Consider the following 15,165-nt stretch of genomic DNA (forward strand, 5'->3'; position numbering starts at 1 on the left):
CAGCCCATGAGCCGCAAACAGCAGTTGCTCAAGCGCCATCGGCGCAATAAACGCATCGGTCTGTTGATTGCCTTGGCCGTGTTGATCGCGGTCGGTGTGCTGGTCGCGTGGTGGTTGCCGCTGCTGCTGGCAGTGATCGGCTGGATCGCCCATGAGGCGTGGTTCGCCGATCACCTGTTTTATTCGCCAAAAGACGATTACCAGTACAGCTTCCCACCGTATACACCGCAGCCAAAAGTGCATCTGAACGGCGAGCAATTGCGTCTGGACGAAGGCGTGATGCTGGTCGATGACGCCACGCTGATTCTCGCCGTGCAGGTCAAAAGTACATGGCTGGGCCGCTTCTTCGATCCACGCATTGAGCTGGCAAGCGGGACGAATCCTGACGCGCAAACCTTCGAGCGCGGCGTCCACGGCCTGCGTTATCTGAACCTCAGCGGTCAGGCCCAAGCCTTGTCGCAAGGCGTGCTGCGCTTGCGCGGACGCTTTTGTCGCGCCTCCGGTGAGCCGGTGCTGTGGGCGCTGGAACAAACGGATTACCGCCGTTCGCGGGTGGTGGTGATTGCCCCGCACGCCGACGATGCAGAGCTGGCCGCCTACGGTCTGTACAGCCAGGCCGACGAAGCCTGGATCGTCACCCTGACCGCCGGCGAAATCGAAGCCGAACACTACCAGCAGATGGGCCTGAACAAGGTCGAAGCCGCGCGACTCAAAGGTCGATTGCGCGCCTGGGACAGCCTCGCGGTGCCGCGCTGGGCCGGTGTGCCGCCGGAAAACTGCGTGCAGTTGGGCTATTTCTGTCTGCAACTGGCGGCGATGCAGGCTGCGCCGAATCAAGCGATTGCTTCCCGCGAAGCCGATCTGAGTGATACCCGCCTGTTTCGCCAGTTGAATCCGTTTAGCTTGCCGAGCGATGTCGATGGCGCGCCGACCTGGAACAATTTGCTCGCCGACCTGCGTGAAGTGCTGTTGCGCGCACGTCCGGACCTGATCGTCCTGCCGCATCCGACGCTTGATCCGCACCCTGACCACCTCTGCAGTCAGCAAGCCGTGCTGCAGGTGCTAAGCAGCCTCGACTGGCAGCCTACCTTACTCGGCTACGCCAACCATTTGCACGACAACGATCGTTGGCCGATGGGCAATGCCGGAGAAGGCATCGCGCTGCCGCCCGCTTTCGACGCCACCGTACCCATGCAGCCGTTGTGCCTGCCACTGACGGTTGACCAGCAACGTGACAAGGCCATGGCGCTGGGCATGATGCATGACCTGCAGCCGCCGGCGCCGTTCAAGCGCCGTTTGCGTCGTTTGATTCAGCGCGTGTTGGCCGGTCGCAAGCCGTCGGTGTACGGCGAAAACGAATTTTTTCGAAAAGCGGTCAGGCGCCAGGAATTGCTTTGGCTACTGAAGCCGGGTGAGTCAGGCGCAAACCGGGGAGAGTTATGAGTCAACGGTCAAAGGTGCTGCAGTTGCAGCCTGACTACAACGTCAAATCCCATGATTTCGCCGACCTTGCCGAGCAGATCGTCAAGGCGTTGCCGTCGGATCGCTATGAGATCACGGCAGCTTTCCTGCGCGGTAAACCTGCGGCCGGTGAGCCAGTGAGTCGTGCCGACCGCTCGGTGTATTTCGAGTTTTCCGACAAGTCGCTCAAGGGCATGCGCCTGCGCGCGATGTGGCAGTTGTACAAGTTCTGCCGCCGGGAAAAGTTCGACGTGGTGATCTGCAACCGCTTCAAACCGGTGAACATGATGCTCACGCTCAACCGCTGGTTGAAGGTGCCGTTGTGCATTGGCATCTCCCACGGTTTCGGCGAGTACGACCGCTTCTATCGTCGTCGTCAGACTCAGCGGCTGATCGACCGGCACTGGCGTTTTGTCGGTGTCTCCCCGGCGGTCAAACAGTACCTGTTGGACTGTGACTGCGGTTTCACCGACCAGAACACTTACGCCATCACCAATGCCATCGACATCGAGCAGGCCGAAGGCTTGCAGCACAGCCGTGAAAAGGCTCGCGAGCTGCTGGGTATCGACCCGAATGTACGCCTGATCGGCGCGCTGGGGCGGCTGGTGTCGGTCAAGGGCCACACTTATCTGCTGCAAGCCTTCGCTGCGTTGAAGGACAAATACCCGAACACGCAATTGGCGATCATCGGCGCCGGGCGCCTGCAAGCGCCGCTGGCCGCCGAGATTGAACAACTGGGGTTGAGCGGTTGCGCGCACTTGCTTGGCTTCAAGGAAAACGCTCTGCAATACGTGCGTGCCTTCGATATCTGGACTATGCCGTCGTTGGCCGAAGGTCTTGGCCTGGCCCTGCTTGAAGGCATGAGCGGGCATTTGCCGGTCATCGCCTCGAACGTGCCGGCCATGCTGCCGCTGATCGAAGGCGCTGGTGGTCTGGCGATTACGCCAAAGGATGTGCCGAGCCTCGTTGCCGCGCTGGATCAGTATCTCGCGCTGTCCGACGCAGAACTCAAGGCCAAGGGCGAACAAGCCTACCGCTATCTGCAGGAGCAACATGACATCGAGGTGTTCCGTCGCGAGTACCTGGATCTGATCGATTCTGGCCTGGAACAGGCACGCAAGGAGCAACCGTGAGCGAAGCCAATGCCCTCGTCACCGTCATTATCGCGTCGTACAACCACGGCCCCTATATCGAGGAAAGCATTCTCAGCGTCCTCAACCAGACATACAAAAACATCGAACTGCTGGTCATCGATGACGGCTCGAAGGATGACAGCGTCGAGCGCATCAAGACTTTGCAGGCGCAGCATGGCTTCGATTTCCGTGTTCAGGAGAATCAGGGCCTGACCAATACGCTCAACGGCGCCATCGCCCGCGCCAAGGGCAGTCTGATCGTGCCATTCGGCTCAGACGACGTCATGTACCTGGAGCGCATTGCGACTCAGGTGGCTTACATGGACGGCAAGCCTGAAGTCGGAATCTGTGCAGGCAACATCGAGTTGATGGACGCTGATGGCAACCTCTACCCGGAAAAACGCCAGCGCCGTGAAGTGCCTTTCCGGCGTCTCGATTTCGATGACATGTTTCTCGAGCGCAAGCCCTATCCGCCGGCGCCGACCCTGATGATTCGTCGCGAAGCAATCGATAAGGTCGGAGGGTTCGATCCGTCAATTCGCCTCGAAGACTTGTACATCGAGCTAAAAGTGACGCGCGCCGGGTACTTCATCGATGGCTTGAACGTAGTGATGGCGCGCTATCGCAAACACGCCACCAACTCGTACAAGAATCATCGTTTCATGATCGAAAGTATCCTGAACACGTACGCCTTGTTCAGCGATCATCCGTTGTACAACGAAGTCCGCTACAAGTTTCTCAGTTCGATGTTCCTCAAGGCGTCCAACCGCGACCGCAAGTTGGCGCGCGAACTGCTGGCGCAGATCCCGTTCAAGGCGTGGAACAAGAAAACCTGGCGCGGCGTCGGCCGTCTGCTTTTCCTGCCGCTGGAAAAGGACTGAAACCAGACAGGTCGTTCGCTTTTAGCGGACGACCTGCTTGATGCGCGTGCGCAACGGCTTGGGTGTCAATGCACTCGAGCTTGGGCTTGGGCATTGCTCGCGAGCACTTGCTGCTGCAGCTTGTCGACGGCGGACTTCGATGCGGTCACCGCATAACCCTGCAACAGCGCGTCAAAGTGCTCCTCGAACAACCAGCGTTTGTCGACGGTGTAGCGTTGCATGTGGCGCAAATTGCGTTGGCGCAGGGCAATGCGCAGCGGCGAAGGATAGACGCGCAGATCGGCCAGATCGATCAGACCGAACTCACCATCTTCAAGTACCAGCACGTTACCCAGATGCAGCGAGCGGAAATACACCCCCCGCTCATGCAGTTGCGCCATGAATTTGCCAAATCGTTCCACCAGCGCCTGGCGCACCGCCGGCGCGGTGATACCTTGCAACACTTGGCGCAAGGTGTGACCCGGCAGCGGGGCGTAATGCACCGCGCTGCTGCCATCGTCCAGCCGATACAGCGCAAGCACTTGTGGCGTGGGAATGCCCGCCTGGCGCACTTGTTCGCTGTTGACCGCGAAACGCTCGGAATAAGGGTTGAAACTGCCCGAGGTGTACCAGCGACGACGGCGGAACAGCTTAAGGAAGCTGCCGTCGGCCAATCGCAGGACTTTCGGGCCGAGGCCATCTTCTTCGATCACTTGGGCGGCGCTGCTCATTTGCGCGAGTCCGGTAGTCGAGAGCGGCTGCATCGGCATTGTCAGCAGACGTCGTGCACGCTGGTTGATGCTCAGGGCAGCGATCAGTGCCAGCGGAATCCACAACAGGAACCAGTGTTCTTTGGGGCGGGAAATGATCCCGCCGCCTTCGGTCAGGCCGGCGCCCAAGCCGAAGACCAGCCACGTCGACGCCACGATCAGCAGCGGTTGCACGCGCTGGCGCCAACTGCTCAGCAGTGCCCAAGCGTGAAAGAATAGCCATGGCAGCAAGCCGATGATGCCGACGTAATACAGCACGCCAAGGATAAAACTGTGGGGCTCCTGGAAGCTGTAACCGACGCCCGGATCTATCGACAGGCTGGCGTTGTAACCGTGACCCAGCCAAGGGTGTTCGGCGATCTTTTGCAAGGCCAGATTCCAGATCTCCAGGCGATACGAGTCACCGCGTTCGATGATCAATTGCGCGAACACCGTGATGACTGCGGCGCCGCTCAGTACCAGAGCGAGCAGAAGACCGAGCGAACGCCGGTTCCAGCAGATGAAGCACAGCCACAGGGCTACCATGGTGAGCGCGACCAGCGGCGTTCTTGAACCGGTGCCGATCACGGCCATGAACATGATGGCCATCGCCGGCACGCTCAGCCACATCATCTGGCGACGCTTGCAGATCATGGTCACGCTCAGCCAGTAGGCACAGAAAAAACCGAACAGGTGCGAGCTCAGCAAGGGATTGTCGAAGGCGCCACCGCCGATCAGGCGCAGGCCCGGCTCATAAATGCGGGCAAAGGTGAACAGATAAACGACCGTGGCAATCAGCGCGACGATACCAGCGGCGAACAGCAAGGGTTGCAGGATGTCATTGCGATAACGCACCAGCAGGTAAGTGCCGGCAAACAGCATTACCGTGTGCAGTGGCGGCTTGAACGAGCCGTCGAGCGATTCTTCGGGAGGGCCCCAGATCAGACTCAGCAATGCCCAGCCGACAAACGCCAGCAGTGCGACGAAGATCGGTTCGCGCACCAGCTCTTTCAGTTCACGTGGACGCAGGCACAGGGCAATCAGCGTCGGGATGCTGAACAAGCCGTAAAACAGCTTGTGCAGAAGGCTGCGACCCGGCAGAAAAAACATCGCGCACAAGAGCAAAAAATAGCCAATGGGAAGCATCCACAGGCAGATGAAATCGAAAACTCGATTGGACGTATTGCTGAAGCCACGAAGTTGCATGCTGAGAGATTCAATCCTGAAGTTGGTCGGCCATTCCGTGATGGCTATTTGATACTGAAAAACATGCCTAACAATAACAGCCTTTCGCCGATTGCCAGAACCCCGGAGAAGCTGTGCTAAAGTCAGCGTCCTTTTTATCGACTCTCGCGTGATATGACCGACTCCAGTCCTGCCGCAAGCCCTTCGAGCTTGAAAATCTACTTCCGCCTGCTCGGCTATGTCCGGCCGTACATCAGTCTGTTCCTGATCAGCATCGTCGGTTTCCTGATTTTTGCCTCGACCCAGCCGATGCTTGGTTACATTCTCAAGTACTTCGTCGACGGCCTGTCCAACCCTGAAGCCGTGCTGTTTCCGAGCGTGCCCTATCTGCGTGACCTGCAATTGTTACAGGCCGTGCCGTTGCTGATCATCCTGATCGCCGCGTGGCAGGGGTTGGGATCTTATCTGGGCAACTACTTTCTGGCCAAGGTTTCCCTGGGCCTGGTGCATGACCTGCGGGTGCAATTGTTCAATAACCTGCTGGTGCTGCCGAACCGCTATTTCGACAAGCATAACTCCGGTCATCTGATTTCCCGCATCACCTTTAACGTGACCATGGTCACGGGGGCGGCAACAGATGCGATCAAGGTCGTAATCCGTGAAGGCATGACGGTGATCTTCCTGTTCGTCTCGCTGTTGTTCATGAACTGGAAACTGACCCTGGTGATGGTCGCGATCCTGCCGCTGATCGCCGTGATGGTGCGCACCGCGAGCAAGAAATTCCGCAAGCAGAGCAAGAAAATCCAGCTGGCAATGGGCGACGTCACACACGTGGCTTCGGAAACCATTCAGGGCTATCGCGTCGTGCGCAGCTTCGGCGGCGAAGTCTACGAAGAGAAGCGCTTCCTCAAGGCCAGCCAGAGCAACACCGACAAACAGCTGCGCATGACCCGCACTGGCGCGATCTACACGCCGATGCTGCAACTGGTGATCTACAGCGCCATGGCCGTGCTGATGTTCCTCGTGCTGTATCTTCGCGGTGACGCCTCGGCGGGTGACATGGTCGCCTACATCACGTTGGCCGGCCTGCTGCCGAAACCGATTCGCCAATTGTCCGAAGTCAGCTCGACCATCCAGAAAGGTGTGGCCGGTGCGGAAAGCATCTTCGAACAGTTGGACGTGACGCCTGAAGTCGACACCGGCACGATCGAACGTGACGCGGTCACCGGTCGTCTGGATGTGCGCAACCTGAGCTTCACCTACCCGGACACTGAGCGTCAGGTCCTCGACAACATCAGCTTCTCGGTCGAGCCGGGGCAGATGGTGGCTCTGGTCGGGCGCTCGGGCAGCGGCAAGTCGACGCTGGCCAATCTGATTCCGCGTTTCTATCACCACAATAAGGGCGAGATCCTGATTGACGGTGTGGAAGTCGAAAACTACAAACTGCTTAACCTGCGTCGTCATATCGCGCAGGTGACGCAGCACGTGACCCTGTTCAGCGACACCGTGGCCAACAACATCGCTTACGGCGATCTGGCCGGCGCGCCGCGTGAAGACATCGAGAAAGCAGCCCGTGATGCCTACGCAATGGATTTCATTGCGCAACTGCCAGAGGGTCTCGACACTCAGGTCGGCGAGAACGGCGTATTGCTTTCCGGTGGTCAGCGTCAGCGCCTGGCGATTGCCCGAGCACTGCTCAAGAACGCGCCGCTGCTGATTCTCGACGAGGCCACATCGGCCCTCGACACCGAGTCCGAGCGGCACATTCAGGCGGCACTGGATCAAGTGATGAAGGGCCGTACCACGCTGGTGATCGCGCACCGCTTGTCGACCATCGAGAAGGCGGACCTGATTCTGGTCATGGATCAGGGCCGGATCGTCGAGCGCGGCACCCACGATGAGCTGCTGGCGCAAAACGGCTACTACGCGCGTCTGAATGCCATGGGCCTCGATGCTCCGGCTGAGGACATCGCCTGAACCCGATCCTTGCCCTGCGAGCCTCCCCATAATGGCGACGCTTGACCGTGACGGGCGGCTTTTTTGTGCAAAAAATGCGCAAAAGAGCCGACTGTTTCATCCTCTTGCCAGCGGCGCGCTAGCAGGCGCCAACCCTGTGTTAATATCGCGCCCCTGTTCATTTTGTATGTGGGTTGCTCCATGAAGTTGTCCATGCCGCGATTCGATCAAGCCCCTGTCTTGGTGGTCGGCGATGTCATGCTCGACCGTTACTGGCATGGTGGTACCTCACGGATTTCCCCTGAGGCGCCGGTTCCGGTCGTTAAAGTCGAGCAAATCGAAGATCGTCCGGGTGGCGCTGCCAACGTTGCCTTGAACATTGCCGCGCTGGGTGCGCCGGCGTCGCTGGTCGGTGTGACCGGAGATGACGAAGCCGCTGACAGCCTGAGCAACAGTCTCAAGGGTGCCGGCGTTCGAGCATTGTTCCAGCGCATCGCGCATCAACCAACCATCGTCAAGTTGCGGGTCATGAGCCGGCACCAGCAGTTGTTGCGTATCGACTTCGAAGAACCGTTCGCGACCGACGCATTGGCGCTTGGCGCGCAGGTCGATGAATTGCTGGAAGGCATCAAGGTGCTGGTGCTGTCGGACTACGGCAAAGGTGCCCTGAAAAACCATCAGGCGCTGATCCAGGCGGCTCGGGCCAAAGGCATTCCGGTGCTGGCCGACCCCAAGGGCAAGGACTTCTCGATCTACCGTGGCGCGAGCCTGATCACTCCTAACCTCAGTGAGTTCGAGGCCATCGTTGGCGGTTGCGTCGATGAGCACGAATTGGTGAGCAAGGGCGCGACGCTGATGCACGACCTCGAACTCGGTGCCTTGCTGGTGACCCGTGGCGAACATGGCATGACCCTGCTGCGTCCCGATCATCCGGCGCTGCACCTGCCGGCACGCGCCCGTGAGGTCTTCGACGTCACCGGTGCCGGTGATACGGTGATTTCCACGCTGGCGGCGGCGATTGCCGCTGGCGAAGAACTGCCGCACGCGGTGGCGCTGGCCAACCTGGCGGCGGGCATTGTCGTCGGCAAGCTGGGTACCGCCGCGATCAGCGCGCCGGAACTGCGTCGCGCCATTCAGCGCGAGGAAGGTTCCGAGCGCGGTGTCCTGGGTCTGGAACAACTGCTGCTGGCAGTGGCTGATGCCCGTGCGCACAACGAGCGGATCGTCTTCACTAACGGTTGCTTCGACATTCTCCACGCCGGACATGTGACCTATCTGGAACAGGCGCGGGCGCAGGGTGATCGTCTGATCGTTGCCGTCAATGACGATGCATCGGTGAGTCGTCTGAAGGGGCCGGGCCGTCCGATCAACAGCGTCGACCGGCGTATGGCCGTTCTGGCCGGCCTGGGCGCGGTGGACTGGGTCATCAGCTTCCCGGAGGGCACTCCGGAAAACCTGTTGCGAGAGGTCAAGCCCGACGTACTGGTCAAGGGCGGCGACTATGGTATTGATCAGGTTGTCGGCGCGGACATCGTGACGGCCTATGGCGGCACCGTTAAGGTGCTTGGACTAGTGGAAAACAGCTCGACAACCGCGATTGTCGAGAAAATCCGTAGTCGATGATCAGATGATATTTTACTGTTATGCGTTGCGTGCGAACGGATTTTGCCTTGAGGGTCCCGAAGTCGGCAGGTTTGAGTTCGGTGCGCTTGCCTGCTTACGTTGCACGGACCTTACCCTATGAAAGTCATGCTCCTGGTGATGAACGAGCAGCGGGTCATTCTTGATCGGCTGTACGACATCGTGCAGCAGAGCTGCGATGAGTGCGTCATTTATCGTTTGAGCAAGCATCAACAGATGAACCTGGGACCCTTCCTGACGTCCGTCGACTATCAGACCTTCGACCGTGTGGTGATTTTCTCCCGGGTCAAGCGTCTGGTTCGCCAGGTGCGGGTGCTGAAGTGCATTCCCGGGTTGATCTTTCTCGAGCACGACGCCTACCAGAACTACATGCCGACCAGTAAGTACCGCAATGTGTACTCGCGTCTCTATAAGCGTCTGCCAAGCAGTCGCGCCTTGATATCCGGCGCGGTTGTCGCGCGACGCATGCACGACGAGGGCATCGATGCGGTATTCGTGTCCAAGGGCTATGACGAGCAGATGCTGCACAATACCGGCGTCGAACGAGACATTCCCATCGGGTTCCTCGGCAGCCTGAAAAGCACCGAATACGCCCAGCGCCGGGCCTTGCTGGAATCGCTGGCGCGGCGTACCGATATGCTGGTGACCCGCACCCGTTCGGGCACTGAATACCTGGAAACGCTCAACCGCATCAAGATTTTCGTCAGTGCCGATATCGGCATGAACGAGTTCATGATCAAGAATTTCGAAGCGATGGCCTGCGGCTGCGTGCTGCTGGCCTGGAGCCAGGGCGAAGAAGATCAACTGCTCGGCTTCGAGGATATGCACAACACTGTGTTTTATCGCAGCGAAGACGAGGCGGTGGAGAAGATCAATTTGCTGCAGAGCGACCCCGAGCTGGCGCAGCGTATCGCCAGCAACGGCCAGGCCTTTGCGCAGAGTCGTTATTGTTTCTCCCGCGTTGGCCAGGATCTGGCGGCGGAGATCCAGCGCGAGATGCGCCCATGGCAGCCGCCGTCGGCGCTCACGCGGTTCTGGGTCAAATTGCGCTACGGGATGCAGGTGCCAGTCTGAATGAAACAGCATGATGCGTCGCCGCCGGGTGAGTATATGGCGCTGGAAGCGCTGCCCGGTGGTGACCAGTCAGTGCTGCAGGCGCTGCCCGTGCCGTTGCGCGAATGCCTGAGCCGAGCCGCGCGTGTTGTACTGGTGGCCAACAATCCCGCGATCACGGCGGCCGACTTGCAAGCACTTGATCTGGGCGCCGATGACGTTGTCGTCAGCTTCAATCATTGCATCAAGGCTGCGCTCCTCTCTGCGCGAAGCGTCAATCTCTTCGTCCATGGCTACAACGCGCCGGATGCCTACTTTTTCGGTCTGCCTTACGGGCCGGACGTACAATGCCTGATCGATCAGGCGCAGAGCCGCTGCTTCAGCATGCTGGTCGGCTGCGCGGCCCCAATGTGCCCGTTGCCGCAGGTGGCCATGTATTGGGATCGCATCCCGTTGCCTCCACTGTGGAATTACCCGGTCGACCGCCCAGGAGGCAAGCGCTATGTCGGTCCTTCCACCGGGTTCAACACCCTCGTGTTGCTTGACTGGCTGCGCGATCACGCGGGTTATACCTATCAGTTGCTGACCCTCGGGTTTTCCAACGAGGCCGGGAAGCTGTGGGGGGGACACGCCTGGGACTATGAGCGGGCATGGCTGCAGAACTCCACCGTTATCGTCGTGCCGCTGCAGCCGAAGCGCTGGTGGCAAAAACTGTTTCGCCAAAAATGACCGGCGCTGACCTTCCGTATACGAACGGTGCCGAACCACTTTCAAAAGGTGCTGGTGAGTGTTGAAAATCGCAGTGGCTTTTTTCGGGATCCCGAGAAATTCCCAGATCTGTTTCCCTTCCATCGAGCAAAATGTCCTCGCACAACTACCGGCGGGTAGCGACGTACAGTGCTTTTATCACCTGTATCAGGTCGGTGAAGTGCAGAACACGCGCTCCGGTGAAAAAGGCGAACTGAAGGCTGACAATTACCAGCCCTTCGAATCCATGACCGGCTCCCTGACCTCGACTGACGGTGTGCTGGAACGTTGGGATTTCGAGCGGGTCAAGGCGCAGGGCGACACCTGGGCCGACGACTATGCTTCGTTGCGCAATCTGATTTATCAGCTCAATTCGTTGTACGCCGTGACCACGATGATCGAATCCTTCGCGCCGGATTTCGTCGTGTTCGTGCGGCCGGATAATTTCTTTCACACAGCGCTTCCCGGCTATGTGTTCGAGCATGCGCAGGCGCGGCGTCACCATGCGTACATTCCGGACTGGCAGTGGTGGGGCGGATTGAATGACCGGTTTGCCGTGTGCGGTCGCGATACCTATGTGGCCTACGGCAAACGCATCGAGCGCATTTTCGATTTTTGCTCGGCGACGGGCCGCAAGCTGCATTCCGAACGCCTGCTCAAATATGCGCTGCAACAGGTCGAGGCGAAGATTTGCACGCTGCCGACCCAGGCGTCCCGAGTGCGTATCAACGGTGCCTTTGCCGAAGAGTCGTTCTCGCCCAAGCGCGGCATGGGCAAGCGCGAAAACCGCTACTTCCATCTCTTCGCCACGTTGCGCACGTGGATGGACCGCCGGCGCTAACCGGCTATTTGCTGGTCCGGCCTTTGCCCAGACCGACCAGTTGCAGCGCCTTGATACTCAATTGTTTGAGTCCCGGGCGCGGCGCCTTCGCCGGTTGCAGCCCTTGCTGCGTCACCCAGTCCTTCCAGCGTATGCGCTCCTCCCGAACGGTCCAGCCGGTCTGGGTGGCAAAGCTTTCGGCCAGATACAGGCCTCGCGTGCTGGCGGGCAGGAGCTTGTCGCGTTTGAGCGTATAGAGTTCCGCCACTGGCGCGCCATCCTTGAGCGGCATCAAATACAAATCCGGTCGCTTGCGATCCAGCCGCGCCACCAGTTGATCACCCTCCAGACGCTCATCGACATGAAACAGGCTCAAGGATTTCGCCTCCTTGGGCACTTCCAGTCGCAGGTCGTAAATCAATTGCAGCGAAGCGGTGGGCAGATGCACATACGCCCGCGGGCGTTCCTGCAGTTGCAGATTGGCGCAGCGCACCGGGCGCGCCGACCCGGATAACGGCGTCAGGCGAAAGGGCAGGGCTTCGCGATAATGCAGGGCCGTGGCATAGGGCGCCGGCAGCCAGGTGTCGTTAAAACGCCCGCCGAGCCAGCCTTCCGGGGTTTCCAGCAGACATTCTTCAGCAATTTCCTGAATGGCGGTGTGCAGGGGAATGTTCAACTCGTGGGCCGGCACGTAACCGGAAATCAGCTTGAGCACCACATCGCCGCGATCCTGCCGGCGCTGGCGGACCAGCACCCAATAGTCGCGATTCTGCCAGTGCAGGGTCAGGCGCACCGACACCCCAAGGTTGGCCAGCTCCAGCGCAAAGCGCTCGGCGTCCGCCACGCTGACCGGTTTGCGCCGTTGCAAAGTCTGGGTGAAATTCAGCGGCATGCCGACGCTTTGATAGGTCAGGCCTTCAGGCGTGGCTTCGACGAACAATGGCAGAGTCTTGAAGTTGCTCGGGTTCTTTCTGATGAGCGTGCGCGGCATACCAGCTCCTGCTTAAGGCCGCGAGGCGGCGTCAGTGACCACGTAGGACCTGGGCAACGGTCGCAACGTTGTGGGCGAGGTGCAGCGGATTGATCGTGCCGACAATAGCACTGGCCACGCCAGGCTGGGCGAACAGCAATTCAAAGCTGGCGCGCACCGGATCCACGCCCGGGCTCAGGCAAGCATGACCGCTGGCCAAGGCTTTTTTCACCAGAATGGCTTTGCCATGGGCAGCAGCATAGTCAATGACAGCCTTCTCGTTTTGTTCGTTCAGATTGTAGGTGACCATCGCGCAGTCGCCTTGCTCCAATGCTTTCAAGCCGCCTTCGACGGTTTTGCCGGAGAAGCCGAAGCCGCCAATCTTGCCTTCGGCCTTGAGCGCCGCGAGGGTGGCGTACACCTCTTCGTGCTCGAGGATGGCCATGTCATTGCCGTCAGAGTGCACCAAAACCAGATCGATGAAATCCGTTTCCAGACGTTTCAGGCTGCGTTCAACCGACATGCGTGTGTGCGCCGCGCTGAAGTCGTGATGCGACAGACCATCGGCAAACTCTTCGCCGACCTTGCTGACGATCACCCAGTCCTGACGCTGGCCGCGCAACAGCGGACCGAGGCGTTCTTCGCTGCGACCGTAGGCCGGGGCGGTGTCGATCAGGTTGATGCCCAGTTCGCGCGCCTGCTGGAGCAACATCCGCGCGTCGTCGTCGCCGGGAATCTGGAAGCCGTTCGGGTATTTCACCCCTTGGTCGCGGCCCAGTTTCACTGTGCCCAGGCCCAGTGGCGAAACCATCAGGCCAGTGCTGCCCAGTGGACGGTGCAAGTCATGCAGGTTGGCGATAGTCATGGCAGCAGTTGCTCCCAGGCTGGAACGCCCAGCGGTGGTTGCGGCAGGGCGGGCAACGGTTCGTGGGCCTGCGGCTGGATGCCGTCGCGTTGCAGAGAGGCGATCACGCGGTCGGCGAAATCTGGCGCCAGCGCCAGTTTGGTCGGCCAACCCACCAGCAGCCGACCTTCTTCGGCGAGGAAGGCGTGGTCCGGACGAGTCAGCCCGGTTTGCAGCGGTTCAGCGCGATCCACACGCAGCGTCGCCCATTGCGTGGTGCTGAGGTCGATCCACGGCAGCAGTTGGGCGATTTCTTTTTGCGCGGTAGCGATTTGCTCGGCGGGCTCGCGATGTACACCTTCGCTCTCGGCGATGTCGCCGCCCATGTACCACACCCAGTTGCCATCCTTCGCCGGGTGCGTGGTCACGGTGATGCGCGGTTTGGTGCCGCCGCCCAGGCAGTGCGCGTACAGCGGCTTCAGGCCCGGGCCTTTGGCGATGATCATGTGCAGTGGCCGGCGTTGCATGGCCGGGCGGCTGAGGCCCAGGGTTTCGAGCAACCCGGCGGTGCCGGCGCCTGCACTGAGCACGATGCGCTGTGCGCGAATCTCGCGGCCATCGATGGTGAGGCCGACCAGCACGCCGGCTTCCAGCAGCGGTTCGATAACTTGTCCGGCAAGCAGGCCGTCGTCGGCCAGATCGGCCAGACGTTGAACCAGACTCGGCACATCCACGACCAGTTCGGCGAGGCGGTAGACCTTGCCTTTGAAACGCTTGTCTTGCAGCGCTGGCGGCAATTGCTCGCCCTTGACCTGATCGACCCGGCCACGCACGGCTTTACTGGCGAAGAAACTGGTGAGGTTGCCAGCGAGAGTGCCCGGCGACCACAGATAGTGGGCCTCGGACAGCAGGCGCACACCGGACAGGTCCAGTTCGCCGTCGCCGGCCAACGCTTCACGCCAGCGGCGCGGCATGTCGGCGATGGCCTCCGAAGCACCGGTCAACGCACCGTGCAGCGCGTATTTGGCGCCGCCGTGGATGATCCCTTGGGACTTCACAGTCTGCCCGCCGCCGAGGCTGGCGCTTTCCACCAGCACGGTCGAAAAACCCTGACGGCGCAGACGCGCATTCAGCCAGAGGCCGGCGACACCAGCGCCGACAATCAGAACGTCGGTGGAAATAACGGATGGCATGCAGCGACCTCGGGGCTTAGAGAAGCCGCAAGTTTCAAGCTTCAAGCCGCAAGCTGCAACCCGGCGCTGGAAAATCAGCTCTGCTTGCAGCTCGGGGCTTGATGCTTGTCGCTGCTTTTAATGGCCGGCAGTTTTCGAGAACAGCTGGATAACGACGACGCCCAGCACAATCAACGCCATCCCCAGCATCGCCGGCACATCCAGCTTCTGCCCGTAAATGAACAGCGCCGCGACGCTGACCATCACAATCCCCATCCCGGCCCAAACGGCGTAAGCGACGCCGACCGGCACCGTGCGTACCACCAGCGTCAGCATCCAGAACGCAATCGCGTAACCGACGATGACCAGCACCAACGGCAGCGGCGTACTGAAGCCTTTGACGGCTTTCATCGACACAGTGGCGATCACTTCGGCGCAGATGGCGATGGCCAGATAGGCGTAGGCGTTCATGGTTCATACCCTCAAGTGAAACGTTGCTTTCTGAGGCGGCATTCTAGAGATTCCTCAGATGGGGTAAAGTCATTACCTATCTGATTTGAAGATGGGTTGGTGG

The 15,165-nt window shown here is 60.0% G+C and carries 13 protein-coding genes; 8 read left to right on the forward strand and 5 right to left on the reverse strand.

The annotated features are described in order from the left end of the window. Window positions 1-6: 6 nt before the first annotated feature. Genes AC3Y64_RS02450 through AC3Y64_RS02460 form a run of 3 tightly spaced genes read left to right on the forward strand, consistent with a single transcriptional unit; the run spans window position 7 to window position 3,475 of the window. On the forward strand, window positions 7-1,443 hold the full coding sequence (locus AC3Y64_RS02450; protein ID WP_489986320.1) for a PIG-L family deacetylase: 1,437 nt from the start codon (window positions 7-9) through the stop codon (window positions 1,441-1,443). Then, window positions 1,440-2,594, forward strand: coding sequence for a glycosyltransferase family 4 protein (locus tag AC3Y64_RS02455; RefSeq protein ID WP_489986321.1), 1,155 nt, complete (start codon window positions 1,440-1,442; stop codon window positions 2,592-2,594). Before AC3Y64_RS02450 ends, AC3Y64_RS02455 begins: the two co-directional genes overlap by 4 nt. Further along, window positions 2,591-3,475: a glycosyltransferase gene (locus AC3Y64_RS02460; protein ID WP_489986322.1), complete on the forward strand. Its 885-nt coding sequence runs from the start codon at window positions 2,591-2,593 to the stop codon at window positions 3,473-3,475. Before AC3Y64_RS02455 ends, AC3Y64_RS02460 begins: the two co-directional genes overlap by 4 nt. 65 nt (window positions 3,476-3,540) lie before the next feature. On the opposite strand, the gene AC3Y64_RS02465 is transcribed toward AC3Y64_RS02460, so the two are convergent. Continuing rightward, complete coding sequence (locus tag AC3Y64_RS02465) at window positions 3,541-5,409, reverse strand: O-antigen ligase family protein (RefSeq protein WP_489986323.1); 1,869 nt, start codon at window positions 5,407-5,409, stop codon at window positions 3,541-3,543. Between the two features lie 153 nt (window positions 5,410-5,562). Between AC3Y64_RS02465 and msbA the strand changes: the two genes are divergently transcribed. The 5 genes from msbA (at window position 5,563) to AC3Y64_RS02490 (ending at window position 11,626) form a co-directional block, all read left to right on the forward strand. Next, on the forward strand, window positions 5,563-7,365 hold the full coding sequence (msbA, locus tag AC3Y64_RS02470; protein ID WP_489986324.1) for a lipid A export permease/ATP-binding protein MsbA: 1,803 nt from the start codon (window positions 5,563-5,565) through the stop codon (window positions 7,363-7,365). Between the two features lie 180 nt (window positions 7,366-7,545). Further along, window positions 7,546-8,967, forward strand: coding sequence for a bifunctional D-glycero-beta-D-manno-heptose-7-phosphate kinase/D-glycero-beta-D-manno-heptose 1-phosphate adenylyltransferase HldE (gene hldE / locus AC3Y64_RS02475; RefSeq protein ID WP_489986325.1), 1,422 nt, complete (start codon window positions 7,546-7,548; stop codon window positions 8,965-8,967). A gap of 117 nt (window positions 8,968-9,084) precedes the next feature. Beyond that, a complete protein-coding gene (locus AC3Y64_RS02480) occupies window positions 9,085-10,059 on the forward strand; it encodes a glycosyltransferase family protein (RefSeq protein WP_489986326.1) in 975 nt (324 codons plus the stop codon). Further along, on the forward strand, window positions 10,060-10,767 hold the full coding sequence (locus tag AC3Y64_RS02485; protein WP_489986327.1) for a hypothetical protein: 708 nt from the start codon (window positions 10,060-10,062) through the stop codon (window positions 10,765-10,767). It abuts the gene before it with no gap. Window positions 10,768-10,825: 58 nt separating this feature from the next. After that, entirely contained in the window at window positions 10,826-11,626 is an 801-nt protein-coding gene (locus AC3Y64_RS02490) for a hypothetical protein (RefSeq protein ID WP_489986328.1), read from the forward strand. A gap of 4 nt (window positions 11,627-11,630) precedes the next feature. Here the strand turns inward: AC3Y64_RS02490 and AC3Y64_RS02495 are convergent, their stop codons facing one another. The 4 genes from AC3Y64_RS02495 to AC3Y64_RS02510 form a co-directional block, all read right to left on the reverse strand. Next, a complete protein-coding gene (locus AC3Y64_RS02495) occupies window positions 11,631-12,596 on the reverse strand; it encodes a metal ABC transporter ATPase (protein WP_489986329.1) in 966 nt (321 codons plus the stop codon). A gap of 31 nt (window positions 12,597-12,627) precedes the next feature. Beyond that, on the reverse strand, window positions 12,628-13,440 hold the full coding sequence (locus AC3Y64_RS02500) for an aldo/keto reductase (protein WP_489986330.1): 813 nt from the start codon (window positions 13,438-13,440) through the stop codon (window positions 12,628-12,630). Next, window positions 13,437-14,612, reverse strand: a complete 1,176-nt coding sequence (locus AC3Y64_RS02505) for an NAD(P)/FAD-dependent oxidoreductase (RefSeq protein ID WP_489986331.1) — start codon at window positions 14,610-14,612, stop codon at window positions 13,437-13,439. Before AC3Y64_RS02505 ends, AC3Y64_RS02500 begins: the two co-directional genes overlap by 4 nt. Before the next feature lie 117 nt (window positions 14,613-14,729). Beyond that, complete coding sequence (locus tag AC3Y64_RS02510) at window positions 14,730-15,062, reverse strand: DMT family transporter (protein WP_064585673.1); 333 nt, start codon at window positions 15,060-15,062, stop codon at window positions 14,730-14,732. Window positions 15,063-15,165 lie beyond the last annotated feature (103 nt).

Source organism: Pseudomonas sp. 4CAES_32.4 (genome assembly GCF_058136335.1).